This window comes from Amycolatopsis sp. NPDC024027 (genome assembly GCF_040638975.1).
In the GTDB taxonomy this organism is placed as follows: domain Bacteria; phylum Actinomycetota; class Actinomycetes; order Mycobacteriales; family Pseudonocardiaceae; genus Amycolatopsis.
Genome location: NZ_JBEZYY010000012.1, coordinates 246,650 through 272,503, shown reverse-complemented (window position 1 = coordinate 272,503; position 25,854 = coordinate 246,650). Strand labels below are relative to the sequence as shown.

At 70.9% G+C, this 25,854-nt stretch carries 28 protein-coding genes; 16 read left to right on the top strand and 12 right to left on the bottom strand.

Translation table 11 applies throughout. The features are described from left to right. The first annotated feature begins 44 nt into the window (after positions 1-44). The 3 genes from AB0F52_RS28415 (at position 45) to AB0F52_RS28405 (ending at position 3,029) form a co-directional block, all read left to right on the top strand. A complete protein-coding gene (locus tag AB0F52_RS28415; RefSeq protein WP_360177415.1) occupies positions 45-302 on the top strand; it encodes a hypothetical protein in 258 nt (85 codons plus the stop codon). A gap of 106 nt (positions 303-408) precedes the next feature. Continuing rightward, on the top strand, positions 409-2,169 hold the full coding sequence (gene murJ / locus AB0F52_RS28410) for a murein biosynthesis integral membrane protein MurJ (RefSeq protein ID WP_360177551.1): 1,761 nt from the start codon (positions 409-411) through the stop codon (positions 2,167-2,169). A gap of 353 nt (positions 2,170-2,522) precedes the next feature. After that, entirely contained in the window at positions 2,523-3,029 is a 507-nt protein-coding gene (locus AB0F52_RS28405; RefSeq protein ID WP_360177412.1) for a hypothetical protein, read from the top strand. Positions 3,030-3,102: 73 nt separating this feature from the next. On the opposite strand, the gene AB0F52_RS28400 is transcribed toward AB0F52_RS28405, so the two are convergent. Next, a complete protein-coding gene (locus AB0F52_RS28400) occupies positions 3,103-4,062 on the bottom strand; it encodes a chitinase (RefSeq protein ID WP_360177409.1) in 960 nt (319 codons plus the stop codon). Between the two features lie 219 nt (positions 4,063-4,281). Here AB0F52_RS28400 and AB0F52_RS28395 point away from each other — a divergent pair, with 219 nt between their 5' ends. Continuing rightward, on the top strand, positions 4,282-5,562 hold the full coding sequence (locus AB0F52_RS28395) for a GGDEF domain-containing protein (protein ID WP_360177406.1): 1,281 nt from the start codon (positions 4,282-4,284) through the stop codon (positions 5,560-5,562). 84 nt (positions 5,563-5,646) lie between these two features. Here the strand turns inward: AB0F52_RS28395 and AB0F52_RS28390 are convergent, their stop codons facing one another. Then, on the bottom strand, positions 5,647-6,609 hold the full coding sequence (locus AB0F52_RS28390) for a 2-oxoglutarate and iron-dependent oxygenase domain-containing protein (RefSeq protein WP_360177403.1): 963 nt from the start codon (positions 6,607-6,609) through the stop codon (positions 5,647-5,649). Between the two features lie 80 nt (positions 6,610-6,689). Next, complete coding sequence (locus AB0F52_RS28385) at positions 6,690-7,148, bottom strand: nucleoside deaminase (RefSeq protein WP_360177400.1); 459 nt, start codon at positions 7,146-7,148, stop codon at positions 6,690-6,692. A 111-nt stretch (positions 7,149-7,259) separates the two neighbouring features. Between AB0F52_RS28385 and AB0F52_RS28380 the strand changes: the two genes are divergently transcribed. Further along, on the top strand, positions 7,260-8,216 hold the full coding sequence (locus AB0F52_RS28380; RefSeq protein WP_360177397.1) for a YafY family protein: 957 nt from the start codon (positions 7,260-7,262) through the stop codon (positions 8,214-8,216). A 12-nt stretch (positions 8,217-8,228) separates the two neighbouring features. On the opposite strand, the gene AB0F52_RS28375 is transcribed toward AB0F52_RS28380, so the two are convergent. The 3 genes from AB0F52_RS28375 to AB0F52_RS28365 form a co-directional block, all read right to left on the bottom strand. Then, positions 8,229-9,320 carry a winged helix DNA-binding domain-containing protein gene (locus AB0F52_RS28375; protein WP_360177394.1) on the bottom strand — a complete coding sequence of 364 codons (1,092 nt, stop codon included), beginning with the start codon at positions 9,318-9,320 and terminating at the stop codon, positions 8,229-8,231. A 39-nt stretch (positions 9,321-9,359) separates the two neighbouring features. Next, the gene (locus AB0F52_RS28370; protein ID WP_360177391.1) at positions 9,360-9,980 is read right to left on the bottom strand and encodes a TetR/AcrR family transcriptional regulator; all 621 of its coding nucleotides are present in this window, start codon (positions 9,978-9,980) and stop codon (positions 9,360-9,362) included. A gap of 284 nt (positions 9,981-10,264) precedes the next feature. Further along, a complete protein-coding gene (locus AB0F52_RS28365) occupies positions 10,265-11,203 on the bottom strand; it encodes a beta-ketoacyl-ACP synthase III (protein ID WP_360177388.1) in 939 nt (312 codons plus the stop codon). 61 nt (positions 11,204-11,264) lie between these two features. On the opposite strand from AB0F52_RS28365, the gene AB0F52_RS28360 reads away from it, so the two are divergent. Next, positions 11,265-11,858 (top strand): TetR/AcrR family transcriptional regulator, encoded by a 594-nt coding sequence (locus AB0F52_RS28360; protein ID WP_360177385.1) that lies wholly within the window; start codon positions 11,265-11,267, stop codon positions 11,856-11,858. A 73-nt stretch (positions 11,859-11,931) separates the two neighbouring features. Here AB0F52_RS28360 and AB0F52_RS28355 read toward each other — a convergent pair whose 3' ends face one another. Then, positions 11,932-13,413, bottom strand: coding sequence for a non-reducing end alpha-L-arabinofuranosidase family hydrolase (locus AB0F52_RS28355; protein ID WP_360177382.1), 1,482 nt, complete (start codon positions 13,411-13,413; stop codon positions 11,932-11,934). Between the two features lie 294 nt (positions 13,414-13,707). Between AB0F52_RS28355 and AB0F52_RS28350 the strand changes: the two genes are divergently transcribed. Both AB0F52_RS28350 and AB0F52_RS28345 read left to right on the top strand, forming a co-directional pair. Continuing rightward, complete coding sequence (locus tag AB0F52_RS28350; protein ID WP_360177379.1) at positions 13,708-14,301, top strand: dihydrofolate reductase family protein; 594 nt, start codon at positions 13,708-13,710, stop codon at positions 14,299-14,301. A 153-nt stretch (positions 14,302-14,454) separates the two neighbouring features. Continuing rightward, entirely contained in the window at positions 14,455-14,934 is a 480-nt protein-coding gene (locus tag AB0F52_RS28345; RefSeq protein WP_360177376.1) for a hypothetical protein, read from the top strand. Between the two features lie 21 nt (positions 14,935-14,955). Here AB0F52_RS28345 and AB0F52_RS28340 read toward each other — a convergent pair whose 3' ends face one another. Continuing rightward, positions 14,956-15,411 carry a nitroreductase/quinone reductase family protein gene (locus AB0F52_RS28340; protein WP_360177373.1) on the bottom strand — a complete coding sequence of 152 codons (456 nt, stop codon included), beginning with the start codon at positions 15,409-15,411 and terminating at the stop codon, positions 14,956-14,958. Between the two features lie 81 nt (positions 15,412-15,492). Between AB0F52_RS28340 and AB0F52_RS28335 the strand changes: the two genes are divergently transcribed. From AB0F52_RS28335 to AB0F52_RS28325, 3 genes are all read left to right on the top strand, one after another. After that, positions 15,493-16,110, top strand: coding sequence for a TetR family transcriptional regulator (locus AB0F52_RS28335; protein WP_360177370.1), 618 nt, complete (start codon positions 15,493-15,495; stop codon positions 16,108-16,110). Between the two features lie 91 nt (positions 16,111-16,201). Further along, entirely contained in the window at positions 16,202-16,699 is a 498-nt protein-coding gene (locus AB0F52_RS28330) for a SigE family RNA polymerase sigma factor (RefSeq protein ID WP_360177367.1), read from the top strand. After that, positions 16,686-17,636 carry a hypothetical protein gene (locus AB0F52_RS28325; protein ID WP_360177360.1) on the top strand — a complete coding sequence of 317 codons (951 nt, stop codon included), beginning with the start codon at positions 16,686-16,688 and terminating at the stop codon, positions 17,634-17,636. Before AB0F52_RS28330 ends, AB0F52_RS28325 begins: the two co-directional genes overlap by 14 nt. Positions 17,637-17,773: 137 nt before the next feature. Here AB0F52_RS28325 and AB0F52_RS28320 read toward each other — a convergent pair whose 3' ends face one another. Further along, positions 17,774-18,259 (bottom strand): peptidase inhibitor family I36 protein, encoded by a 486-nt coding sequence (locus AB0F52_RS28320; protein WP_360177357.1) that lies wholly within the window; start codon positions 18,257-18,259, stop codon positions 17,774-17,776. A 192-nt stretch (positions 18,260-18,451) separates the two neighbouring features. On the opposite strand from AB0F52_RS28320, the gene AB0F52_RS28315 reads away from it, so the two are divergent. Next, positions 18,452-21,157 carry a BTAD domain-containing putative transcriptional regulator gene (locus tag AB0F52_RS28315; protein ID WP_360177354.1) on the top strand — a complete coding sequence of 902 codons (2,706 nt, stop codon included), beginning with the start codon at positions 18,452-18,454 and terminating at the stop codon, positions 21,155-21,157. A 4-nt stretch (positions 21,158-21,161) separates the two neighbouring features. On the opposite strand, the gene AB0F52_RS28310 is transcribed toward AB0F52_RS28315, so the two are convergent. After that, a complete protein-coding gene (locus AB0F52_RS28310; protein ID WP_360177351.1) occupies positions 21,162-21,878 on the bottom strand; it encodes a VOC family protein in 717 nt (238 codons plus the stop codon). Positions 21,879-22,013: 135 nt separating this feature from the next. Between AB0F52_RS28310 and AB0F52_RS28305 the strand changes: the two genes are divergently transcribed. From AB0F52_RS28305 to AB0F52_RS28295, 3 genes are all read left to right on the top strand, one after another. After that, a complete protein-coding gene (locus AB0F52_RS28305; protein WP_360177348.1) occupies positions 22,014-22,781 on the top strand; it encodes a DUF6348 family protein in 768 nt (255 codons plus the stop codon). Between the two features lie 57 nt (positions 22,782-22,838). Beyond that, positions 22,839-23,288, top strand: a complete 450-nt coding sequence (locus AB0F52_RS28300) for a hypothetical protein (RefSeq protein WP_360177345.1) — start codon at positions 22,839-22,841, stop codon at positions 23,286-23,288. 86 nt (positions 23,289-23,374) lie between these two features. Beyond that, complete coding sequence (locus AB0F52_RS28295; RefSeq protein ID WP_360177342.1) at positions 23,375-24,283, top strand: hypothetical protein; 909 nt, start codon at positions 23,375-23,377, stop codon at positions 24,281-24,283. A 134-nt stretch (positions 24,284-24,417) separates the two neighbouring features. Here AB0F52_RS28295 and AB0F52_RS28290 read toward each other — a convergent pair whose 3' ends face one another. After that, positions 24,418-24,639 carry a hypothetical protein gene (locus tag AB0F52_RS28290; RefSeq protein WP_360177339.1) on the bottom strand — a complete coding sequence of 74 codons (222 nt, stop codon included), beginning with the start codon at positions 24,637-24,639 and terminating at the stop codon, positions 24,418-24,420. Between the two features lie 374 nt (positions 24,640-25,013). Further along, on the bottom strand, positions 25,014-25,295 hold the full coding sequence (locus tag AB0F52_RS28285; protein ID WP_360177336.1) for a hypothetical protein: 282 nt from the start codon (positions 25,293-25,295) through the stop codon (positions 25,014-25,016). Between the two features lie 23 nt (positions 25,296-25,318). Between AB0F52_RS28285 and AB0F52_RS28280 the strand changes: the two genes are divergently transcribed. Further along, positions 25,319-25,726: a transposase gene (locus AB0F52_RS28280; protein ID WP_360177333.1), complete on the top strand. Its 408-nt coding sequence runs from the start codon at positions 25,319-25,321 to the stop codon at positions 25,724-25,726. Positions 25,727-25,854 lie beyond the last annotated feature (128 nt).

Sequence of the window (25,854 nt, the reverse complement as noted above, 5' to 3'; positions counted from 1 at the left end):
CGAATAACCCGTTGTAGTGGCGAACAAACAAGGAAGGCAGTCCGGTGTCCGGTTCAGGAGTCGAGCTCACCCACCGCGCGATGGCCATGCTGAGGGCGGTGGCCGCCGGTCGTGCGCAGATGACGTGCAGCTGTGAGCCCGACCTCTTCATCGACGGATTCGCCTGTTGCGATCAGATGACCGCCCACGCGCTGGCCCACGGCGGTTACCTCCGTCCCGGCGCCGATGGGGCCACCGGCCGCGTCGCCGCCGAGCTGACCGAGGCGGGCCGCGCGGCGCTGGCGATCACCGTCGCCGCCTGAGCGGCTGATCATGCGTCACGCAGGGTCGTGACTTCGCACAGCCGTTCGATTTATCCCGGGTCGCCGACCTGGCAGGCTTGTCCCCATGGCGGAGCACCCCCCACCGATGGACAACGAGGCGACGGTCTTCCTCCCGAGCGAGCTGCGGGGCCCGCACTGGCCGACCCGTGACCCCGACGTCTCCCGGCGGGCCTACGACGAGTTCGCCGGCCAGATCGTCGCGCGGCCGCCCGCGTCGCCGGTCAGCGCCGGGCGCGGGGAAGGTGCCGGCTCGTCGCTGGCCCGCTCCAGCGGCCGGATGGCGGTCGCCTCGGCCGTCAGCCGGGTCACCGGGTTCATCGCGAAGCTGCTGCTCGCCGCCGTGGTCGGGGCCGGGGTCGTCAACGACTCCTTCACCGTCGCGAACACGTTGCCCAACATCGTCTTCGAGCTGCTCTTCGGTGGCGTCCTGGCCAGCGTGGTGGTGCCGCTGCTGGTGCGCTCGCACGACGACCCCGACGGCGGCCGCGCCTACACCCAGCGGCTCATCACGATGGCGCTGGTGCTGCTCGCCGTCGGAACGGCCGTCGCGGTGGCGATCGCCCCGCTGTTCACCGCGCTCTACGTCGACAAATCGTCCGAGACCGCCAACTCCGGCCTGACCACCGCGCTGGCGTACCTGCTGCTGCCGCAGATCCTCTTCTACGGCCTCTTCGCGCTGCTCTCGGCCATCCTCAACGCGCAGAACGTCTTCGGCCCGCCGGCCTGGGCGCCGGTGCTGAACAACGTCGTCGTCACCGGCACGCTCGTGGTGTTCGCGTTCGTGCCGGGGGAGCTGACCCTCGACCCGGTCCGGATGAGCGATCCCAAGCTGCTCGTGCTCGGCATCGGCACCACCCTCGGCATCGTCGCGCAGGCAGTCGTGCTCATCCCGGCGTTGCTGCGCACGGGGTTCCGGTTCCGCTGGCGCTGGGGCTTCGACCCGCGGATCAAGGAGTTCGGCGGGCTCGCCGCGTGGATCCTCGGCTACGTCGTCGTCAGCCACGTCGGGTTCGTCATCACCACCCGCGTGCTGACCGGCGGCAACAGCGGCGGCGTCACGGCCTACAGCTACGCGTCCCTGCTTTTCCAGCTCCCGTACGGCATCCTCGGCGTTTCGCTGCTGACGGCGCTGATGCCGCGGATGAGCCGCGCCGCCGCGGACGGCGACACGGTCTCGCTCGTCGGCGACCTCTCGCTTGCTTCCCGCATGTCCACGGTGCTCTTCGTGCCCATTTCGGCGGTGCTGGCCGTGGTCGGCACGCCGATCGGCATCGCGATCTTCACCTGGGGCCGCGGCACCCTCGACGACGCCGAGCGGCTCGGCCAGACCCTGGCGGTGTCGGCGGTCGGGCTGCTGCCCTTCGCGCTGGTCATGCTGCAGCTGCGGGTGTTCTACGCGATGAAGGACGCCCGCACGCCCACGCTGATCATGCTGGTGATGACCGCGGTGAAGATCCCGCTGCTGCTCCTGTGCCGCGGACTGCTCGACGGCGAGCACGTCGTCTACGGCGTCATGCTCGTCAACGGCGCCGGGTTCGTGGTCGGGGCCGTCCTCGGCCAGGTGTGGCTGTGGGTCCGGCTCGGGCACCTGTGCAGCAAGCGGTCGCTGCGGGTCGGGCTGATCACGCTCTCGGTGAGCGGGCTCGGGGTGGTGGCCGCGGTGCTCGCCGGGCGCGCGGTGCCCGCGTCGCTCGGGGTGATTCCCGGGGCGTGGGTGAAGCTGCCGGTGCAGGGGCTGCTCGGGATGGCCGTGCCGTTCGGGTTGCTGGCGCTGCTGAAGCTGCCGGAGTTCACCCCGGTGACCCGGCGGGTGGCGGGGTTGCGGCGTCGGTTGGCGCCTCGTTGACGGTGGGCTGGGAGCGCGGCCCGGCTGTGTCGAGCGGTAGTGGGGTTGCGGCGTTGGGGCTGCCGAGTTCACCCCAGTGACCCGGCGGGCACCGGGGTTCGTGGCTCGTTGAGGTTTGGGCCGGGGGCGCGGTAGCGGAGTGGGAGGCTTCCGGGGTTGCCCGGGTGGCGGGGTTGCGGCGTCGGTTGGCGCCTCGTTGACAGCTACGGCCGGAAAGCCGATCCGGTTGTCTCGAAACGATAACGAGAGCGCGGCGATCAGCGCGTTTACAATTGCCGCAGGGGTTTCTACTATCCACCGGGATCATGCGTCGCGGGCGAGCGCGGCGTGGGGGAATCGGGTGGAGGTCGTGCATGACGCGCAGCGCGCGCAGGCGACGGGACCGGGTCACGGTCGACGAGCTGCTCAAGCAGACCGGGGCGCGGCCGCGCAAACCGGGCTCGAGGGCGGCCGAGCTGGCGGCGCGCCGGGACGTCGAGCCGGAAGCCGGGCCGCGTGGGGCGGCCCGGGTGGCGCTGGCGTCGGTGGTGATCGTCGTGCTGGGTGGGCTGGTCGTCGTGCTGGCGGCGCAGCCGGACTCCGTGCCCGGCTCCACGCAGTTCCCTCAGCTGCAGCCGGCCACCGCCGTGCCGTCCTCGACCGTGCTGGCCGTCCCGACCGAGACCACCACGCCGTCGCCGGCGGTGATGCACGCGCGCCGGACGCCGACGCCGACCCCGACTCCGACCGTCACGATCGAGCTGCCACCACCACCCACGACCCCGTCCACGACCAAGACGAGCCCGCCGCCGGTCATCTGGAACCCCTACCAGTGCAACCCGTACTCCTGCGGGCCCTACCCCGGTGGGCCGCGGCGCTGACCCGCGAAGGCCCCCTCACCGACCCCGATGCCGGTGAGAGGGCCCCCGACAGCCCCACTACGGGTCCGGTGGGTCAGCCGGTGTAGCCGGCGACGATCTTGGTGAACGCGTACTTGTCCTGGCTGATCCCGCTGCACTCGCCACCGCCGCTGCAGTCGCGGTTGGTGGCCCAGAACGTGAACCGGGCCAGGTGGTGGCTGGTCGCGTAGCCGCGGATCGAGTTGAAGTTCGCGACCGTGACGGTCTCGCCCGCGTTGTCGGTCTTGCCGTTCATCGAGGAAAGGCCGCTGTGCCGGTAGGCGGTGTCGTCGTTCCAGCCGAACGTGGTCTTGAGCTGGTTCTTCAGCCCGTCGACCGCGGACTTCGTCAGGGCGGCCATGTCACCGCCGCTGGAGAAGTCGAACGGCATGACCGACCAGACGTCGACCGGGGCGCCGATCGCCTTGGCCTGGTTGATCAGGCGCTTGCCCCACGAGTCGGGGCCGGTCGTGGTGGTGCCGATGGTGATGACGACCTTCAGGTTCGGGTTCTTCTGCTTGGTCAGCTTGACCGCGTTGAGGATGCGGTCCTGCACCGTGTTGTTCTGGAACTCGTCGGTGTTCTCGATGTCGAGGTCGATCGCCTTGAGCCCGTAGGCGTCGATCACCTTCTGGTAGGCGCCCGCCAGCGCGGAGGCCGACGTGCACTTCGAGCCCAGCTTCGTGCCGGACCAGCCGCCGAAGGAGGGGATCACGTCCCCGCCCGCGTTGCGGATGTTCTGGATCATCGTCTTGTCGGAGCCGGTCAGCGACCGGCTGCCGTCCCACTTGGGGTTGCAGGAGCCGTCCGAGAGGACGAACGCGAGCGTAAACGCTTTCACGCCGGTCGCGGACATCGCGGCGGTCGGACTGGTCTGCCCGCCCCACTGGTACAGGTACGGGGAGGCGAGCACGGGGTCGACCGCGGCCATGGCCTGCGGGGCGAGCCCGACCGTCGTCGCCAGCGCGGCCGAAGCCGCGGCCGCGAGGGTGAGGAGACGGCGCACTGATTTCATGGGGGTCCTCCGAAACGCGCAGGTGGAGCACCTCCGGTTTGAGGCGGCGGGATCAACCCGGGAGGAGTGCTGTGTGCCACCACACAGTGGACTAGACCAATGTTGCGTGTCAACCCTCCGTCGGTCGGAAAATGACCCACGGTGCCCGGAGCCCGCCACCGTGTTAAATTCCCCTGAAGGCGGATCGACATGAGCCCGCATTCCGGCTACTTTGCCGAAATGGTGGGGGATTCCACGGTCGCCGCCGGCGGGGAAGGCCGCCCGGGCCGGTTCCTGGCCGCCCTCGTCCCGCAGCGCTGGGCCCCGCGGCGGTGGGCGCTGTGGCGGCTGCCGCGCCGCGCCCAGGTCTGCTACGTCGTTGGGATCGACGCCCTCGCCGTCGCCGCCGTCGTGCTCGCCGCCCTCCGCTTCCCGCCGCTCGCCGCGATGCTGACGCCGTTCGCGCTGCTCGCGGCCGGGATGCTCGTGTCGGCGGAGCTCGTGCGGCCGGTCGAGCGCCACCGCGAGGAGACCCTCCTCGGCCCCGGCGTCGACACGCCGTGGATCTTCGCCGGGGTGCTCGTGCTCCGCCCCGGTCTCGCCGTCGCGCTGGTCGTGCTCTCCGCGCTGCACCAGTGGTTCCGGGTCCGCAGAAGACCCGTTCACCGGCAGGCGTTCGGCGCCGCGGCGACGGCGCTCGCCGGCCTCGTCGCGGGGGCCTTCCTCACCGCGACCGGCGTCCGGCCGCTCGGCGAGGTCCTCGGCTCCCGGACCGTCCTCCTGCTCACCGCCGCCGGGCTGGCCTTCCTCGCGGTCAACGCCGCGCTCGTGACCGGCGCCGACGGGCCCCGGCGGCCACGCGAAGCCGCACCCGCGTACGCCTTCGACGTCGCGATGACGGCCTTCGGCCTTCCGCTCGCCTGGGCCGCGGTGGCCGCGCCGCTGCTGGTTCCGGTGCTGGCCGGCGCCACTGTCGTGCTGCACCGCGGCGGGCTGGGCGGCGGCCGCCGCGACCACGTCACCCTCGATCCGGGCACCGGCGTGCTGACCGCCGCGTCCTGGCGCGGCGCCGCCGAGGCCCGGCTGGACCGGCCCGGCGGATCCGGCCCGGCCGTGCTGCTGCTCGACCTCGACCACTTCCGCCTGCTCAACGACCGCTACGGCACCCGGATCGGCGACGCCGTCCTGCGTGCGGTGGCCGGCACCCTGCGCGACGAGGTCCGGGCCGCCGATCTCGTGGGCCGTTCCGGCGGCGAGGAGTTCGCCGTGTTGCTGCCCGGCACCGGCCCCTTCGACGCGATGGCGATCGCCGAGCGCATCCGCCTGCGGATCGCCTCGACGCTGGTGGCGCTGAAGGCTTCGGGCGACGGCCCGCAGTTCGTCGGGGTGACGGTGTCGATCGGCGTGGCGGGCTGTTCGGCCGGGCTCCTCGACGAAGCGCTGCTGGCGGCGGAAGCGGCTCTGCTGCGGGCGAAGGCGGCGGGCCGCAACCGGACGGTCTGCGCTGAACCGGCGTCGTGATCCGGCCGTGAGCGCGGCCGGGCAACCGGTAATCCCGCTGAGCGGGAATGGGCAGCAACCGCCCAGCAGATCTGCGGCTGAAAATCAGCTCATCGTGATCGCGTCCAGTTTTTCCTTCAGGTACTGCGACGCGATCACCTCGGGGTAGGTCCGGGTGCCCAGCGGTGGTGCCAGCGTCGTGATCCGCGCGTCGTGATCGGTTTCGTAGAAGAAGATCAACGAAACGAGATCTTCGTCGGGTGCCGTCGCGGCCGGGGGAAGGACGCGGTGGCGCGTCGAGCGCCAGCGGTCGCCCGTCCAGCGGGCCATCAGGTCGCCGATGTTGACCGTGAACGCCTCCGGATGGAACGGCGCGTCCACCCAGTCGCCGTCGGCCGTGCAAACCTGCAGGCCGCCGACGCCGGCCTGGCGGTCGAGCACCGTGACCGTGCCGAAGTCGGTGTGCGGGCCGATCCGGAACTGGTCCGGCGCCGGCGGGCCGACGTGGGTCATCGGCGGGTACCAGTTGATGTTGAACGTGTACGTCGGGTGCGCGGTGTGGCGGGTGAAGTGGCTCTGGGCAAGACCGAGCGCCGCGGCGAAGATCTCCAGCAGGTGGTCCGCCAGCGCCCGCATCCGGCGCATGTACTCCGTGGCCACCTCGCCCAGGCCGGGTACCTCGTGCGGCCAGACGTTGGGCTGGAACCAGAACCCGTCGACCTCGGCCACGCCGGTCCGGGTGTCCGCGCCCGCCGAGTAGGACTCCTTGAGGTCCGGCGGGGTCTCGGTGCCCTCGGCGTACCCGTTGGCCTCGACCCCCGGCGGCAGCCAGCCGCGGCCGCCGACCGTGACGGCGTAGCGCTGCTTGACCTCCTCGGGCAGCGCGAAGAACTGCCGCGCCAGCTCGCGCGTCCGGTGGCGCAGGTCGTCCGGGACGCCGTGCCCGGTGACCAGCAGGAAGCCGGACTCCCGCAGCGCCTGGTCGAGCCGGCCCGCCACTTCGGCCCGGCCCTCGGACGTGCCCGCGAACCACGGCGAAAGGTCCACGAGCGGAACGGATGACGGCATACCGGCTCCTGTAAAGCACTGTTGGTCAAGCATGTCCGATCGAGCGGGTCCGATCGGTACTGTCCTGTCCCTGCACTGTCCTATTCGGACTTCTCCACCCCGATGTCCTCGAACCACAGGTCCGGGCGCGCGGCGATGAACTCCGTCATCAGCGCGGTGCAGCCGGGATCGTCGAGCAGGGTGATCTCCACCCCGAGCCCGGCGAGCCAGTCGTGCCCGCCGTGGAACGTCTCGGCCTCACCGATGACGACGCGCCCGATACCGAACTGACGGACGAGCCCGGAGCAGTACCAGCACGGCGAGAGCGTGGTGACCATGATCGTGTCCCGGTAGTGCGGGCGGCGGCCGGCGTTGCGGAACGCCGCGGTTTCGGCGTGCATCGACGGGTCGCCGTCCTGCACGCGCCGGTTGTGCCCGCGGCCCAGCAGCGTGCCCGCGGAGTCGAACAGCGCGGCCCCGATCGGCACGCCCCCTTCGGCCTTGCCCCGCTCGGCTTCTTCGCGGGCGACGGCGAGCAGGGTGTGCGGATCGATCGGCATGCGTCACTCTTTCCGCCCGGGGTGGTGCCTGGCAAGTGTTTGAAGCCCGGACTGCACCTTCCGGCCGATCGCGGACAGGAGCTGTCCGCGATGTCTGGCACACTGCGTGCCATGTACGGCACTTCGGAACGGCTGCTCAGGCTGCTCTCGCTGCTGCAGGCGCGCCGGGACTGGCCGGGTGCCGACCTCGCGGCCCGCCTCGAGGTCGACGTCCGCACGATCCGCCGCGACATCGAGCGGCTGCGCTCCCTCGGCTACCCGGTGCACGCGACGCCGGGGGTGGCGGGCGGCTACCGGCTGGGCGCGGGCGCGGCCCTGCCGCCGCTGCTGCTGGACGACGACGAGGCCGTCGCGGTCGCGGTCGGCCTGCGCACGGCGGCGAGCGGCACGGTCAGCGGCATCGAGGAGACGTCGGTGCGCGCGCTGGCGAAGCTGGAACAGGTGCTGCCGCCCCGGCTGCGGCCGCGAGTGAGCGCGCTGCAGGCGGCGACGGTGTCCCTGCCCGGGGCCGGCCCGACGGTGGACGCCTCGGTGCTGACGACGATCGCGGCCGCCTGCCGCGACCAGGAACGGCTGCGGTTCGGCTACGGCGACCGGTCGGGGGCCGCGACGCAGCGGTCGGCCGAGCCGCTGCGGCTGGTCCACACGGGGCGGCGCTGGTACCTGGTCGCGTTCGACCTCGACCGCGCGGACTGGCGCACCTTCCGGGTGGACCGGATCGCCGGGGTGCCGGCGGTGGGCTTCCGGTTCACGCCGCGCGAGCCCCCGGCGGCGGACCTCGCGGAGTACGTCTCCCGCCAGATCTCGACGGCGGTCTACCCGCACCAGCTGGTCCTGCGCGTGGCCGCCCCGGCCGGCGCGGTGGCCCGGCGCGTGCCGCCGACGGCCGGAGTGGTGGAGGCGATCGACGAGCACAGCTGCCGGGTGCGGACCGGGGCGAACACCCTGGACACGGTGCCGTACTACCTGGCCCAGTGGGGCTTCGACTTCGTGGTCGAGGAGGCACCGCCGGGGCTGGTCGAGCGGCTGCGGGAAGTGGCGGAACGGTTCGCCCGGGCGGTCGGCTGAGCGCCGGGCGAGCTAGGTCGTCTCGACCCGGACGCAAGCGCTTTCGCCGTCGCTCAAGAACCCCGCCAGCTCGCTGCCCTCGGCCGCGAGCTCTTCGCGTTCCGCCCCGGTCAGCCGCCGCAGCGGCCGGACCACGACCGTGTCGTTCTCCGTCGTCCACGTCGCGGAAACGCGGCCGTCGACCAGGACCACCCGCTCGCCCGCGACCGAGAGCCCGCGGTGGGCGTCGTCGATGATGCGGGAGCGGTCGTCGTAGCCGAGGATCGCGTTGTCGAACGCCGGCAGGAACCGGACCGGTGCCATCGTGTCCGGGTCGGGGCGGGGTGCTTCGGGCAGGTCGAGCAGCTCGCGTCCCCGCTCGTCGCGGAAGACCAGCAGCTCCTCGCGCACCGCCTTCACCGCGGCCGGCAGGCCGGCCAGGCCCGACCACGCGCGCAGGTCCGCCGTCGCCGCCGGGCCGAACGCGGCGAGGTAGCGCCGGACCAGCGTCCGCCCGACGCCGTCGTCCGGGTCGAGCGGGTCGGGGTCGCGGCCGAGCCACGTGGCCAGCGGCAGGTTCCGCACGCCCGCCTTGGTGCGCCACAACCCGCGCGGCGGCAGCTGCGCCGACGGGATCAACGCGGCGATCAGCAGCTCGCCGAGCGGACGCGGGCCCGGCGCGGGCCACCGGTCGGCGACCGCCCGCGCGAGTTCGCCCATCGAGCGGGGCTCGCCGTCGGCCAGCACCGCCCGGCCCGTCGCGGCGAGCTCGGCGAAGTCGACACCCGCGAGCTCGCGGCGGTAGGTGCCGACGACCCGCTGCCGCAGCATCGTGTCGAACCGGCTCCGCCACGCCAGGACGTCGACGGCGGTCAGCAGGTGCACGGTGCGGCGCATGAGGTGGGTCCGCACGACGCGCCGCCCGGTCAGCAGGGCGTCCAGCGCGGCCGGGTCGAACGCGCGCAGCCGCGACCACAGCCCGGTGAACGGTTCCTGCGGCTCCTGCGCCTGCAGGCCGCCGAGGTGGGCGACGGCGTCGAGCACGGGCAGGCCGGCCCGCTCGAGCAGCAGCTGCCGGGCGAGGGTGGCGCGGTTGAGGGCCCGCGCGTCGAGGACGTGGTGCACGAGGCCAGCGTGGCAGAGGTAGCGGACAGTATGTGTCCGCTACTGGGGCGCCATGCCGACGCCGAGCATCCGCAGCACGAGCCCGCCGTACTCCTTGCCCAGCGCCGCGGGCGTCTGGCGGGCGCGCTCGCTGTACCAGCGGGCGACGTCGACGCCGAGTGAAAGCACGGCCCGGGCGGCGACGTGCGGATCGGACACGGTGAACACGCCGCTCTCGACGCCCTCGGCGATGACTTCGCGCACGATCCGCTCGATCCGGCGCCGCAGCTCGGCGACCATCTCGAACTCCTGCTCGGGCAGCGCCTGCAGCTCGTACTGGACCACCCGCGCGACGGTGTGGCGCCGCGCGTGCCACGCCACGAAGTCCTCGACGATCAGCCGGATCCGCTCGACGGGATCGGACTCCTTGGCGACGACGTTCTCGACCAGCGCGAGCGTCTGCTCGTGGCCGTACCGGCTGATCGCGAACAGCAGCGCGGCCTTGGAGGGGAAGTGCACGTAGAGCGCGGCGGGCGACATCCCCGCGGCGGCGGCGATGTCCCGCGTGGTGGTGGCGTGGTAGCCGCGCTGGGCGAAGGCCTCCACGCCGGCCAGCATGAGCCGCCGGGCGGTCTCCGGCTGCACGTCCGGCCAGAGCTCGGCCGACAGCGACATCGTCATCCGGTGGTCCTCCCCGCTCGCGCGCCCGGACGGCGGCCACGACGGCCGGCCCGGTCGTGCCCATTGTAAGCGGGCGCTTTGCCGGGAAAGCCGGGGAGACGTCCGAGCCGGGGGACGCCGCGCACCGCGGCGGCGTCCCCCGGCCGGACAGGGTGTCCTCCGGGACCGGCCGGGCCCAGACCTGCAGTGAATGACTCATTCCTGGCGTCCGACGTCAGGAATGAGTCATTCACTGCGCCCGGGGGGCGGCCGGGCAGTGCGCGTTACCCGGTCGCGGCCGTCACTCACGGGCAGGTGACGACCTGGCCGGCCCAGGAGAGCCCGCCGCCGAAGGCGAAGAGCAGCACCGGCTCGCCGGACGGCAGTTCGCCGCGGTCGACCATTTTGGACAGTGCGAGCGGCACGGACGCCGCCGACGTGTTGCCCGAATCGACCACGTCCCGGCCGATCACGACGTCGTCGCGCAGATCGAGACGGCTGGTCAGCGCCTCGACGATCCGCAGGTTGGCCTGGTGGGTGACGACTCCGGCGAGATCCGTGGTGGCGATGCCCGCGCGGCGACAGGCTTCCGCGGCAACCGCGGGCAGTTCCTGGGCGGCCCAGCGGAACACGGACTGGCCGTCCTGGGCGAACGCGGGCTGCCACGCGTCCACGAGCCGGACCAGGTGCCGGCGCGCAGGGTCGGATCCCCAGACGACCGGGCCGAGCCCCGGCGCGTCGGCGGTGCTGAGGATGGCCGCGCCCGCACCGTCACCGAGGAGGACGCAGGTACCGCGATCGGTCCAGTCGGTGACGTCCGACATCTTCTCGGCGCCGATGACGAGCGCGTGCCGGGCGGCTCCGGCCTGGATGGCGTGGTCCGCGGTGGCCAAGGCGGTGCAGAAGCCCGCGCAGCCGTTGTTGAGGTCGAAACAGACCGGGGCGGGGATGCCCAGCCGGCCCGCGACCTGGGCGGCGATCGACGGGCAGCGGTCGATCGCGCTGCAGGTGGCCACGGTGACCAGGCCGATTTCGCCGGGGTCCAGACCGGCCGCGGCCAGTGCCTTCGCCGCGGCTTCGGTGGCCAGGTCGGCCACCGAGCCGTCGGCGATGTGGCGGGTGGCGATGCCGGTGCGGCGGCGGATCCACTCGTCGGAGGTGTCGACGATGCCTTCGAGGTCGGCGTTGGTCAGCACGCGGGCGGGCTGGTGGTGGCCGAGCGCGGTCAGGCGGGAGCCGGGCATGGGTCCTCCTCAGGAGCCGGGGCAAAATAGCGACCGATCGTTCGTAATCTATAGTGTCGCCATGAGTCCCCGGAAGTCCCTGGCCGAGTCTCGGCTCACCCGGCAGCGCATCCTCGACGCCGGCCTGGTGATCGCGTCGGCGGAGGGGCTGGAAGGGCTGACCATCGGGCGGCTCGCCGCCGAGCTGGGGATGAGCAAGGCGGGCGTGATCGGCCACTTCGGCACCAAGGAGAGCCTCCAGCTGGCCGTCGTCGACGCCGCCACCGGGATGTTCGTCCGCGAGGTGCCCGAACGTGCGCGCGGGGTGCCGCGCGGCCTGCCGTACCTCCGCGCGGCCTGTGAGGCGTGGATTTCCTACCTGGAACGGGAACTCCTGCCCGGCGGCTGCTTCTTCACCGCGGCCGCGGCCGAGTTCGACGGCCGGGACGGACCGGTGCGCGATGCCATCGTGCGGGCGGACCAGCTCTGGCAGCGCGAGCTGCGGCTCAACATCTGGCGGGCGGTGAGCCTGGCGGAACTGCCGCCGGACACCGACATCGACCAGCTGCTCTACGAGATCGTCGCGATCATGTTGGCCCTCAACCACTTCCTGCAGCTGCACGGCGACCGTCAGGCGCCGGCTCGCGCGCGCCGGGCGCTGGAACGACTGGTGTAAAAGACGCTGAGACAGGAAGAGGCGGGCTCGGTTGCGCCGAGCCTGCCCGCTCCGGTTCACCGTTCCCGATCGATCAGCGCTGCAGGGTCAGCACGCCCGGCTTGTACGGCAGGAGGCCGTAGTCCATGCCGTCGGAGCTCGGGTCGCGCCCCTGGTAGAGCAACTGCAGGTTGCACGGGTCGACGGTCTTGGTCTGGTCGGGGTTGGTGCGGACCAGATCGCCGTGGCTGATGTCGTTGGTCCAGGTGGCGCCGCTGTTGGCCTTGCCCGCGAAGGGATTGCTCTCGGTCGCGGCCTGCGGTGTCCACGAGCCGCCCAGGCTGGTGGCGGTGAAGGAGCGGAAGAAGCGCCGCTCGTTCGTCCCTCGCGCCTCGACGATCATGAGGTACTGGTTCTGGCCCTGGATCTTGTAGACCTCGGGCGCTTCGAACAGGTTGAGGGGAGTGTCGCTCATGATCTTCGTGTACGACGAGCCGAAGCTGCCCGGGAAGTTCCCGATGGGCATGCCGGCGCGGTAGATGCCGCCGTTGTCGTCGGCGAAGAACAGGTACATGGTGGTGCCGTCGCCGATGATCGTCTGGTCCAGGGGGGCTCCACCGGGGATGGTGCCGGTGAACAGCGTCTGGGGCGCGGACCAGCCGTTGGGGTTGGTGGGGTCGCTCGAGGTGCGGTAGGAGAAGGTCGGCCCACCCCACTGGTAGGCGAGCACCCAGATGTTCTTCGGGGCGAAGTAGAACAGCGTCGGCGCGACGGCCCCGATGGACAACGTGTTCTGGCCGGCGGTGGCCATGTCCGACCAGTTCGTGAAGGGGGCGAAGCTCATCGAGCCCCAGCTCGATCCGGTGTCGTGCGTCGTGCCGTAGACGACGTGCTTGCCGTTGTAGACGACGTTGGTGAAGTCCTTGAGCGCGACCCACCCGGACTTCGGGTTCGCCAGCGGACCGGTCGACGACCAGCGGTACGTCGACGGCAGCGGGCAGGTGGCGCTGCCCCCGTCGACCTGGACGAGCTGCCACTGCTGGTCGTTGCCGCTCCCGCTGCTCGCCTGCACCACAGCGGCGCCGTCGGCCGTCGAGGCGCCCTGCACGTCGGCCACCTTGCCGCTGTTGCGGTTGACCAGCCGGACGTACCCGCTGCCGGAGTCGGCGAGGCTGAACTGCTGGTTGGTGCCGCCGTTGTCGGTCCACTGCACCACACTGGCGCCGTCGGCGGTGGACGCGCCCAGCACGTCGGCGAGCTTGCCGGAGTGCCGCGCGCGCAGCTTGTAGTTGCCGCCGCCGGCGTCCACGAACTGGAACTGCTGGTTGGTGGCGTTGGAGCGGGTCCACTGGATGAGGTTGGCGCCGTCGGCGGTGGAGGCGCCGTTGACGTCGAGAGCCTTGCCGCTGTTGCGGTTCAGCAGGACGTACCAGGCGCTGGTGTCCACAGTGGCGGCCGACGCCGGGGCCGGGGCCACCGTGAGCAGCCCACCCGCGACGGCCACGACCGCCGCGGCGGCCGACCCCGCCCGCCACCGGCGGCGCCACCTCGCGGTCCGCGCAAGTCCAAGCGACATGGCATCTTTCCTTTCGGCGAGGGGACCGCCCGCGCACTGTTAGCGTTAACATCTTGCGGCGGATGCGGTGGGGGACCAGGAAGGGCAGGGGGGTGGGTGGTCGATCGGCGGTGCGGCTGAACGCAGTAGGAGGACTCTGAACGATTACGTCGGCCGCGTCAAGATGTAACGCGCGGGTTTCGAGTTCTTCGACCGGCTGTCGAATCCGGCGTCGCGTGATCGACGCACGGGTGAGAGCGGCTTCGTGCCCGAGGGGCACGCCGCCGCCGGCTTGTCCGGACGAAGGGAACGAAGATGGCCAGGACACCACTGCGGCTGTACATGTCCATGTCGGTCGACGGGTACATCGCCGGGCCGGACGACCGGCCGGGCCAGGAACTCGGCCGCGGCGGCGGGCGGCTGTTCGACTGGCTCGACGACCGGATGTCCGAGGGCGTCAACGGGCAGGTGTACGCCGAGGCCTCGTCGACCGGCGCGGTGGTATCCGGCCGCCGGACGTTCGAGCTGGCCGGGCGGTGGCAGGGCGACCACCACGACGGCGTGCCGATCCACGTGCTCACCCACAGCATCGACCCGGCCGACGAGCCGCCCGGCAGCGCGAAGTTCTACACCGACGTCACCGCGTGTGCGGTCGAGGCCCGGGAAGCGGCGGGAGACCGCGCCGTGCTGGTCCACGGCGCGGGAGCGGCGCGGGCCCTGCTGGCGGCCGGCCAGCTCGACGAGCTCGAACTGCACCTGGTCCCGGTCCTGCTGGGCAGCGGGCGCCGCCTGTTCGAGCCGGCCGGACTCGGCCCCGTCGAACTGGAACCCGTCCGGCGGCTCGAAGGCCGCAACGCCACGCATCTGCGTTACCGCATCGTCCGGGACGGTCCTGGATCGTCGCGCTGAAGCGGGACGATCCGCGGCGAGTCCGGCCGGTCGCACCGGATTCGCTGCGCTGAACGGGTGTTCCCGGTATCGCGGCGGTCGCGGACCGCCTCTGCGGGGAGCGCGTCGCCGCAGTGGGTCCGGCGACTTCCGGTGTGTGGGGAGCTGGTCGGCATGCTCGTGGAGCGGGAAGAGAACTGGCTGCTGGAGGAGTACAAGCTGCTTTCAGCGCACTATTTCCACGAAGATCAGATCTACTTCCGGATGGGCGGACTGCTCATCACGCTGAACAGCGCGCTGATTGCCTTCTCGGCGACGTCGAGTGGGGTGTCCCGGTTGCCGCAGGTCGTGCTCGTGTTGTTTTCCGTGTTCGGTCTCGCCGTGACGATCGCGTGGATGGCGATGTTGTGGCGGATCCGTGCCGTCCGGCAGGTCAGCAGCGCCCGGATCGGGGAGATCGAGGCCGCGCTCGAAGCGATTTGGTCGGCCACGGTTCCGTCTCCGCGGATCCGGCTGCACATGCGGGAGCGGATGTCCGCGAGGGCGGGGTGCCTGCCTTCGCGGCTGGCGACCAGCGTGCCCGCGACGACCCTGTTCTTGGTGGTTCCGGTGGTGGCCGCCGGCTATTGGGCCTGCCTGCCGTTCTGGCGTTGAGGTGACCGTGTGGCCGGCGGGTCAGGCGTCGGCGGGTTCGAGGACGACTACCGGAATCTTGCGCTCGGTGTAGGTCGCGTAGGTCGCATAAGGTTTGTAGATCGCCACCGCTCGTTCCCACAAGCGAGCCCGCTCCGCACCTTCGGCGACGCGCGGGCGGACTCGGCGGCGTTCGCCGCCGGGCAGTTCCACCTCGGTGGCCGCCATCGCCGTCAGGTTGTGGAACCACGCCGGGTGGGCGTCCACGCCGCCTTTCGAGGCGACGACGACCAGCCGCGGCGAGTCGTCGAGGTAGATCAGGGGGCTGATCCGGGCCTCGCCGGACTTGCGGCCGACGTGGTGCAGCAGCAGCACGGGCGCGCCGCCGAAGAACGACCCGCCCACCTTGCCGCCGGTGGTGCGGAACAGGAGCGTGTTGAGCCGCGCCAGCCGGCGCTGCAGCTTCCAGTAGCGGGACGTCGACGGGGGAGGCTTCATGCCCGAATTCTGTCACAGCGTGCCAAGTGTCGTCAACTGACAAAAGTCTTCCGATGACGTCACTGTCGTATGCTGGCCGGCATGGAGAAGCTCGGCCTGCGGGAACGGAAGAAACAGCGGACGCGGGAAGCTTTGATCGACGCGGCCCACGCGCTGTTCTGCGCCCACGGCTTCGAGGCCACGACCATCGACCAGATCGCCGAATCGGTCGAAGTCTCCTCGCGGACGTTCTTCCGGTACTTCACCTCGAAGGAGGACGTGGCGCTGGCCCTCGCGGACGACCAGATCACGGCGGTGCTCGAGGCGTTCGCCGCGCAACCGGCCGACCTGCCGGTGCTGACCGCGCTGCGGACGGCCGCGGTCGAAGTCATCCGGACGGCCGAGACCGACACGCGCTTCCACAGCCTGCAGGAGGTGATCTCGGTCAGCCCGGCGCTGACGGCCGCCCGCATCGAGCGGGCGACCGCCCGGTTCGACGAGGTGGCGAGGCTGATCGGCGCCCGCATGGGCGTGGACCCGGCCGCGGACCCCCGCCCGCACCTGGTGGCCTCGGTAGCGCTGTGCGCGGTACAGACGGCAGTCGTCGCGTGGCGAGCGGCCGGCCACCCAGCGCCGGAATCGGAGCTGACCGGGCAGGCGTTCGACCTGCTGTCCACCGGCCTGGACTACCCCGCGGGGCCGACGGCCGCCGGTCGCTAGCCGGTGGCATCGCCTTCCCCTTGGAACCGATGACAACCTGGTTTCGCACGCGGACGTTCTGAGGGGTATGCGGGTAGATCCCAGTTTCGAAGTGTTCGTCGAAGACAGTTCGACGGCGTTGCTGCGCACCGCGTACCTGCTGACCGGCGACCGCGGGCACGCCGAGGACCTGTTGCAGACAGCGCTGTTGCGCACCGCCCGGCATTGGTCGCGGGCGCGTGACTCGCCTCAGGCGTATGCGCGCGCGGTGTTGCTGAACCTGTCGCGGGACCGGGTCAGGTCGTTGTTCCGGCGTCCCAGGGAGGCCCCGATGCCGCCCGACGTGGACACGCTGCCCGCCGTGGACGCCGGGTACGAGCAGGTCTCCGAGCGTCGCGTGGTGCTGCGCGCGCTGGCCGAACTGCCGATCCGCCAGCGGCAGGTCATCGTGCTGCGCTTCTTCGAGGACATGTCCGTCGAGCAGACCGCCGGGTTGCTCGGCTTCAGCTCGGGGACGGTCAAGTCGCACACATCCCGGGCTTTGGCCAGGCTGCGCGAGCTGCTGGCCGGCCACGACTCACTCCAGGAGGTTCCCCGTGCTCACCGATGAGCAGTACGGCCGCCGGATCGGTGACCGGCTGCGGCACGAGATCGACGACGTCCACGCGAGCCCGGAGCTGGTCCGCGAGCTCCGCCGCCGCCGGACCAGGCGCACGTGGGCGATCACCGGTGCCATCGCCACCCCGGTGGCCGCCGCGGCCGTCGTCGCGGTGGTCGTCTCGACCCAGGCCACCCCCGACCGATCCGTCACCGCGGCGCCCAGCAGCGCGGCGCCCAGCAGCGCTCAGCCGCGGATCGTCACCGTGGCGTACATCCAAGCCGAGACGGTGAAGGCACTCGGCCAGGGCACCCAGTACGTCATCTACTCGAAGGACACCTACGAGAGCGGCTACTACGAGACCTGGACCGACAAGGCGACCCAGCGGTACCGCAACGACGTCTACACCCGCCTTCCGGCCGCCGCCCAGGCGAGTCGCACCGGGGACCGGAAGATGACCGTCCCGGCCGGCCCGCCCACACCGCCGTCCGGCCCGCCCCACCGCCAGCAGTCGCACGCCGTCAAAGGCGCCGGGGAGGGCCAGGAGATCACCACGATCGACTGGGAGGGCAACTGGTGGTCCGTCGACCACCTGAGTGACGGCAAACCGCAGACCCCGATCCCGGACCCCACCGATCCGGACGGCATGAGGAAGGCGGTGGCCGAGGGCAAGGTCGAGCTGGTGGGCCAGGAGAAGATCGGCGCCGTCGACACCCACCACCTCCGGGTGATCGGCCCCCGGCGCGAGTACAAGATCGACCTGTGGGTGGACAGCACCACGTACCTCCCGGTCAAGGAAACCGCGGTCAAGGGCGGCAACAAGCAGGGCGGCGAGGAATTCCCGGAGTCCAAGGGCGAAGCGATCACCTACACCTGGCTGCCCCGGACAGAAGAGAATCTCGCCAAATTGACGCTGACCCCACCCGACGGCTTCAAACGGCTCAAGTAGACCCCGGGCAACAGCCGCATAGACCTGGGCTCTGCCTCCCGGGCGGCCGGCGCGGGACCGGCCGTCCGGGCCGGCCTGTCCCGCGCCACGTTCGCCGCGCGCTTCGCGCGTTTGGTCGGCGAGCTTCAAAGTTGCCTTCAGACGCCCTGCAGGTGGTGGAGGTTCAGCGACGTGCAGGTGCCATTCGGGTCGTAGACCCAGGCGTCGGTCCGGTAGCTGAAGCGGTAGTCGTCGGCGAAGTCGCGGCCGAACCGGCCGAGCTTGTTGTAGCGGTAGGTGCCGTCGGCGAACCGGTCCCAGACCGAGACGGGGCCGGAAGCGCGGTTCCGGAACGAGTAGGTGTGGTCCTGCAAGCTCGTGCCTTCGAACCGCCACCCTTCGCAGGGCGCGTAGTTCCCGCTGAAGGCGACGAACGTGCCGGAGTAGTAGTCACCGGTCCAGAAACAGATGCGGTAGTCCAGGCAGTCGTTCGCGGAGGCGGCGGCGAAGGCCGCCGGCGAAAGGACGTGGACGGCCGGTCCGTCACCGGTGGCCGCGGTGGCGGGGCTACCGCTCAGCAGCAGGGCGCAGAGCCCGGCACCGGCGATGAGCGCGGAAGCGAGCCTCTTGAGGCGGTGGGTCATGGCAGTTCTCCTTCGAATGGTTCCCGGTCGAAGTCACCCTGATCCGCCGTAGCTGTGAAACGCCTGCAAGGCACTGCATTCCGCTGGTCAGGCCGCGGTCGCCGGCTCGGCGACCGTTCGTGTGAATCACGCGCGTTCTCCCGCGTTCCTCGACTCGGACCGGTATGCAGGTCCTTGGAGGGGGAGGGGAGCATGGCGGCGGAGTTCAGGCTGCTGGGCGAGGTGACCGTGCACGTCGACGGGCGGCCGGTGGATCCCGGACCCGCGCGGCAGCGGTGCGTGCTGGCCGCGCTAGCGGTGGACGCCGGCCGGTTGGTCCCGGTGGAACGGCTGGCCGAGCGAGTGTGGGGTACGGACGTGCCCCGCCGGGGGCGCGCGACGCTGCAGAGCTACATTTCGCGACTGCGCCGCGCCTTGGCCGCGGCGGCCACGGTCGAGATCGTCCTGCGTTCGGGCGGCTACGCCTTGGTGGCGGAGCAGGCGGACAGCGTGGTGGACGTGCACCGGTTCCGTGGCCTGTGCGCAGGCAGCCGGGGCGCGGACGACGAGCGGGCCAGGGCGTTGCTGGAAGAAGCCTTGGGGCTCTGGCGCGGAGCGGCGCTGACCGGGCTCGACGGCGACTGGGCGGAGGCCGAACGCGACCGGCTGGCGAACGAGCGGCAGGAGGCCGAGCACGACCTCACCGACGTCCTCTTGCGGCTGGGACACGGCGAAGACCTGCTCGCCGAGCTGTCGCGACGCGCCGTCCGGTGGCCGTCGGACGAGCGGGTCGCGGGGCAGTACATGCTGGCCCTGCACCGCGCGGGCCGGACGGCTTCGGCGCTGGCGCACTACCAGCGGGTGCGGGACAAGCTGGTCGAGGAGCTGGGTGCTGATCCCGGTACCGCGCTCCAGGACCTCCACCTGCGGCTCCTCACCGGCGCCCCGGCGCCGAGCAGGTCACGTCCCGGCGGGGTGGTGGTCCCGGTACCGCGGCAATTGCCGCCGGATCCGGTGCGATTCATCGGACGCGACGCCGAACTCGCCGCGCTCACCGGCGCCTCGGACCGCGCGAGGCGAGACGGCACGGTGATGATTTCCACGATCACCGGGGCCGGCGGCATCGGCAAGACCTGGCTGGCGCTGCACTGGGCCCACCGGCACGCCGCCGACTTTCCCGACGGCCACTTGTACGTCGACCTCCAGGGCTACTCCCCGACCGCCCTCGCGATGAACCCGGCGACCGCGGTGCGCGGGTTCATCACCGCGCTCGGTTTCGACCCGCAGCTGATCCCGCCCGACCCGCACGCCCAAATCGGGCTGTACCGCAGCCTGGTCGCGGACAAGCGCCTGCTGGTCGTGCTGGAAAATGTCCGGGACAGCAAGCAGGCCACGCCGCTGTTGCCCGGGTCCGCGTCGTGCACCGTGCTGATCACGAGCCGCCACCGGCTCGAAGACCTCGTCGTCGCCCACGGCACGGTCCGGACCGAACCACGCCTCTTCGACGAGTCCGATGCCCGCACCCTGTTCGGCTTGCAGCTGGGCGATGACCGCGTCACCGCCGAGCCCGACGCGGTGACCGCGCTCGTCGCCGGCTGCGGCGGCCACCCGCTCGCACTGGGGATCGCCGCGGCGCGCGCCGGATCGAACCCCTCCCTGACACTGGCATCGCTCGCCGAGGAGGTCATCGACCCGTCGACGCGCCTGGACGCGCTCAGCGCCGGTGAGCTCGGCAGCGATCTGCGCACCGTCCTGGGCTGCTCGTTTCGGGGACTCGGTCCCGAAGGAGCGGCTGCGTTCAGCTTGGTGGGGCTCGTGCCGGGGACCGGCATCAGCACCGCCGCGCTCGCGGCGCTCACCGGTCTCGCCGCCCGGCGAGCCGGCCGGGTGCTCCGCGAACTCGAGGCGTTGTCCCTGGTCTCGCAGTACGTGCCGGGCCGCTACCGGATGCATGATCTGGTGCACCTGTATGCCGCGGAACAACCGTCGGCCGGCCACGACGCCGCGTTGCGGCGCTGGGTGGAGTTCTACCTCCACACCGCCTACTCCGGCGAACGGCTGCTGTACCCGCACCGCTTGCCCATCGCGCCGGCTCCGCCTGCGGCGGAATGCGTTCCCGTGCTCCTGCCAGACGAGCCGGCGGCACTGGCCTGGTTCGACACCGAGCACCCCTTGATCCTCGCTGCCCAGCACCTCGCCGCCGAGAAGGGGTGGAACGACCTGGTCTGGCAGATCGCCTGGTCGTTGAGTGCGTTCCACCGGCGCCGTGGACACATCCACGCCGACATCAGTGCGTGGCGCGCCGGTTTGGTTGCCACGCAACGCCTTGGTGATCCGGCTCTGCAGGCCTTGGCGCATCGATTTCTCAGTCATGCGTGCGCGCGGCTCGGCTTGGGCAGGGAAACCGAAGCGGTCTTCCACCTCCAGGAAGCGGTCGCCTACGGCAAGAGCGCGATCCCCTCCTCGGTTCGGGCGTCTTTGGCGTGGACACCGGCAGACCGGCAGGCCATCGACGACATCATCCAGCTCGTCGCCGATTCCCTGCGCCACTATCAATCCGTGCACGATACGCACTGGGAAGCCGACGCCTATGCCGCACTGGGCTGGCTGACCGCCAGAACCGGCAAACTCCGCGAGGCGCACGACTACTGCAGATCCGCGCTCGCCTTGTTTCGGCGGCAAGAGGATCACGCCGGTGAATCCGCGGTCCTGGACAGCCTCGGGCACATCGCCCTCCATGCCGGCGAAAACACCCGAGCGGTGACCTACTACCACGAGGCGCTGTCCGTCCGTCGCACCAAAGGCGGCACCTACAGCGAGGCCGACACGCTGAGCAGAGTCAGCGAAGTGAACGGCATGAATCCAGAAGCGCGAGCGGTGTGGCGGCGCGCGCTCGCCAAATCGAAAAACGGTTCGTAGGCGGTCACCCCGGCCGGCGACCGGCCGGCCGCACGCGGAACTCGTTGCCGTCCGGATCCGCCAGCGCGACGGTGCCGTCGTTGCGGGCGTCGAGCCGAGTGGCGCCGAGGGAGATCAGCGCGTCGACCGCCGCCCGCTGGTCGCCGTCCGCCGGGAGCAGCTCGAAGCGCTGCCGGTTCGGCGCCTCGGGCGTGCTGTCCCAGGTGTCCCAGGCGATTTTCGTGCCGCCGCGCGGTGATTGGATCGCGGTCTGCTCGCCCCGGTCCCACACCAGGGGCCAGCCCAGCGCCTCGCTCCAGAACAGGCCGGCCTGCCGGGTGCCGGCACAGGTGAGCTCGCCCAGCGGGCCGCACCCGGCGAGGTAGTCGTTGCCGGGCTCGATCACGCAGAACTCGTGGCCCGCCGGGTCGGCCAGGACGACGTGCGCCTCCTCGGGTCGCTGCCCGACGTCGACGTGTCGGCCACCGAGCTGGATGGCGGAGACGACCGTGCGCCGCTGGTCGTCGAGGTCGGCGCTGGTCAGGTGCAAGTGCATCCGGTTCCCGCCGAGCCGGCCGGCGCGACCCGGGACGAACCGCAGGCCGAGCCGGGCGTCTCCGCCCGGTAGCAGCACGCCGCCGGTGTCCTCGATGACCTCCCGGCCGAGCAGACCGGCCCAGAAGCGTGCCGGTTCGGGCGGGTCGTCCGCCTCGAAGGTCACCGCCAGCAGTCGCGTATGCATCACCGGAACGTAGACACCGCCGCCGTGAGGGGCAAGCCGATATGGGACCGGCGGGATCCGGTTCCCCGCGTCAGAACGAGGGGTGGATGGCTTATTCGGTCTCCGGACGTGCTCAGGACGGCTAGCATCTGCTGCATGTTCGGGAAACGAGGCCGTCGGGGTGCCGTCGGAGCGGGCGCGAAGCGCCTGCCGGATCTGGAGTTCCTCGCCCTGGTGCGAGCCAGCCTCGAGGCGTGCGCACCCGGCGTGACACGGGGCGCCGAACTCAAGGGCAATTCACTGATCAGCCCTCGGGGTTGGGCGGTGGGCGTAACACCGCCACAGCATGGCGGCGATCATCACTACGACCTCGTCGCGCTGCCCGACATCACCATCCAGCCCGATGTGCCGTGTTTCCCCGACTGTGCCATGGCCTTCTCCGGCGATCCCGGGCACGCGGCCGACGCGTGGACGCAGACGGCGGGCGCGTGCCTGCTGGAGCTGCTCGATCGGCGCGGGCGTTTCGCCGAGCACATCGGACCCGGCGAAACCCGCGGCGTTCCGGGCTGGCACACGATCACCTCCGGCGCGGTCGCCTTCGGCTTGGACGCCGACGAGAACCGGCGCCTGCAGATCACGCTGCTGGAGGCGAACGTGCTGTCCAACATCGCTGCCACGTTCACGGCCGACCTGGAATCCCCGTTTTTCAACGGCGTAAAGGTCTTCTACGGCGGCCGGCCCGGCGCGATGACGGCCGAGATCCGGGTCAACGGAGAACGGCACGACGCCGCGTCGGCCGCCATGGCAGCACTGAACCTGCCCGAGCCGGCCACGTTCACCGCCGCCCGCTACTACGCGCTGCTGCTCCCGGTCCCGGCCGGCGGCGGGGAACCGGACTACCCGGCCACGTCCCTCGAACTCTAGGCGCGACCCACGTCACCGGTGCCCCGTGTGGGGCGCCGCTTTGACATACTCGGGGGCATGCCGTCGTTCGACTACTTCCGTGCACCCGACGCCGACGCCGTGCGGCAGGTGATGGACGCCGGTGGTGGGCGCACCGCGGTGGGCGACGGGATCGAGGCGAAGGGCGTCGATCCGACCGTCGTGCTGGGCATGATGATCGCGGCGATCCAGCAGGTGCCGTGGAACCCGGACCTGGTGGCCGACAGTCTCGTTTGGCCGGCGGGCCGGGAGCAGGACCCCGATTACGACGGTCCGTGGGTGTCCGAGCTGAACACTTCGACCCGCGACGTACTGGCCCAAGCCCGGCGATGTGCCTCGTGTGGCGCGGGAGTGGGCACAAATCGAAGAGCTCGGCGGCAACGTCGACGTGGCGGACGCACAAGCGTTCATCGAGTCCATGGTCGAGCTCGCGCGGCGGGCTCGGGAAGCCGACGAGCTGATGTTCTGCTGGACAAGCCTCTGATGTGAGGCCGCCGTACCACTGATGCTTCAGCCGACGGCAAGGGCAGGAACGCGCCGTTGCCGGTGTGGGGCGGACGGGTCATGATCACACTGTGGAACTCGACTGGTGGTACTTCCGTCGGCTGTACGAGGGTTTGCTCGACCACGATGACGGCGTCGATGGCTGCCGGGCGTACCTGAGCAGCCAGCGGCCGGTGACGGTCGACCATCTGGCCGAGCTGGCATCGCTTCGCAACCGGGAACGGATACCTGCGGGCGGGTACACCGGGCACGACGAGCAGTTGTGGCGGATCATGAAGCTGTACGGGCTCAGCCGCGTCAGCGATTACTTGATCGAACGGTTCTGCGGTCAAGACGAGCCGGGTGCGACCGGAGAACCCGCCGGCACGTCGGGCCTCGGCGGACGCGCGCTGCACACCGAGTTCTTCGCCGCCATCGGGCTGACTCCGTTCGAGCACGCCGACGCGTTTTCCCCGTTCCACCACGAGGTCTTCGCCGTGGTGCAGGACCCCTCCGCGGCCGCCGTGACGCTCGAGGAAGTGCTGTGGCCCGGTTTGTGGTTCGGCGAACTGCTGTTCAGCCGCGCCGGAGTGCGGGTGCGAGCCCCTCGACACCTGATGGACGCGACCGTGGCCACGACCTCGACGCTGTACTTCACCTTCCGGCGTGGATCGCGCCCTACTGCCGACTTGTCACACGGCTGGGGCTCGAACTCGCAGTGGCGGACGTGCTTCCCCCGGTTCTACTCCGACCAGGAGGGCCTGCACCTCAATTGGGACGGCAAAGCGGACATCGGCGGCGACGCTCCGGCGCCGCGGGCCGGTTGGGCCGAGCACGAGATGGAACCGCTGGACCAGCGCCGGGAGCTGTTGCTGCACCGGTGCTTCGTTCGCGATCCGCTGCCATCCGACGAGGATGATCGGTTTCCCTACGACGATCGGCTCAGTCTTCTCACCGCAGAGTGGCCACTGCGTCCGGAGGCAATCGTTCAGGTGCCGTGAGCCGGGAAAGACGCCCAAGCTGACGGCCACTGGCCTGGCGACCCGCTACCGCGTCCGGTCGTCGGCGTGGGCGGTCACCGGCACTTTGCAGCAGCGCTGGCGGAGCACCAGAGATCGGCCGGACTCCCACGTTGCTACGAGTGGTTTGTCTCCAGCACCAGTACCGTCATGTCCAGTAGTCGTTGGTAGTACTCGCGACCGTAGGCGTCCAGCTCGGGGATGACCCGAATGAGTTGCTGTTCGCATTCGGCGAGGATGTCCCATCTCCGGTCGTCCAGGAGACCTTGTTGCTCCAGCCAGACGGAGAGACAACCGGCTGGGGTTGCCTCAAGCATCACCATGTCGACGCCTCCCACGTCGGCTCCCCGCCATCGGCTCGGTAACGGCGCCTTCCGGTGGGCCTCGAAGAGCGTTGTGACTGCTGCCCGCCGATCCGTGAGTTCCACCGGCTTCCACCTTGATTCAGACGAAGTGATGATGCTGGCGCGTGCTCTTCGGCTACTTGTTGAATGGCGGTACGACCGATGCCGGGCCAGGCTTGGTCGAGGTGTTCGGCGGGTGGCTCTCTCATCGGCTGCCCACCACGCTGTCGGGTGTGGCTCACTCATGGCGTGCCTCCCGTCGAGCACCGTGGCGGGGTGTGGCTCAAGAGGGGTCTGCTCAGCTCGAAGTAGCGCTGCCCACCTCGCCTGATACCCAGCCCCGGTACGGCGAGGAGAACTACGTGACACTAATAATCGGCGTGGATCCTCACAAGCGGTCCGCCACCATCGAGATCATCGACGAACGCGAGCACGTGCTGCACACCGGTCGGTTCGGCACCGACCAGGACGGCTACCACCGCATGCTGGCCGCCGGTCGCCGGCATCCGCAGCGGGTGTGGGCGGTCGAGGGCTGCCAGGGCATCGGCCGCCATCTCGCGCAGCGCCTGGTCGCCGACGGCGAGACCGTGGTCGACGACGCTATGGTGGCGCTGCGTTCGCTGGTCGATCATCGTGACGAGCTGGGCCACGCTCGCACCCAGGCGTCAACCGGTTGCATCGCCTGCTGCTGGAATTGCTTCCCGGCGGGGCGAAGAAGTTCCTGTCCGCCGCTCAGGCTCGTGCCTTGCTGGCCTCGGTGCGGCCGCGTGATGTCGTGGGCAGGACCCGCCGGCGGCTGGCCGCGGACCTGGTTACCGAGCTGGACCGCATCGACAAGCGGATCAACACCGCCAACACCGAACTGGGTGAGCTGGTCGCGTCCACCGGCAGCACGCTGCTGGAGCTGTTCGGGATCGGCCCGTCCAGTGCCGCCCGGCTGCTCGGCGACATTGGTGATGTCGGCCGGTTCGCCGACAAGGGCCGGTTCGCGTCCTGGAACGGCACCGCACCATTGGAGGCGTCGTCTGGTGATCGTCGTCGGCACCGGGGGCGACTCCTGACTCCAGCGCGGCTGCCCTGAACCCCGTGGTCAGCACTTCGGAACAGTCACTTCCCGAACCTGCCAATGACAAGGATAGGACAGCGACCTCCTCGTCTGCTTGACACAGAGGGGAGCCATGAGCGCGCGACCAGCGGCCTGAGAGTGCC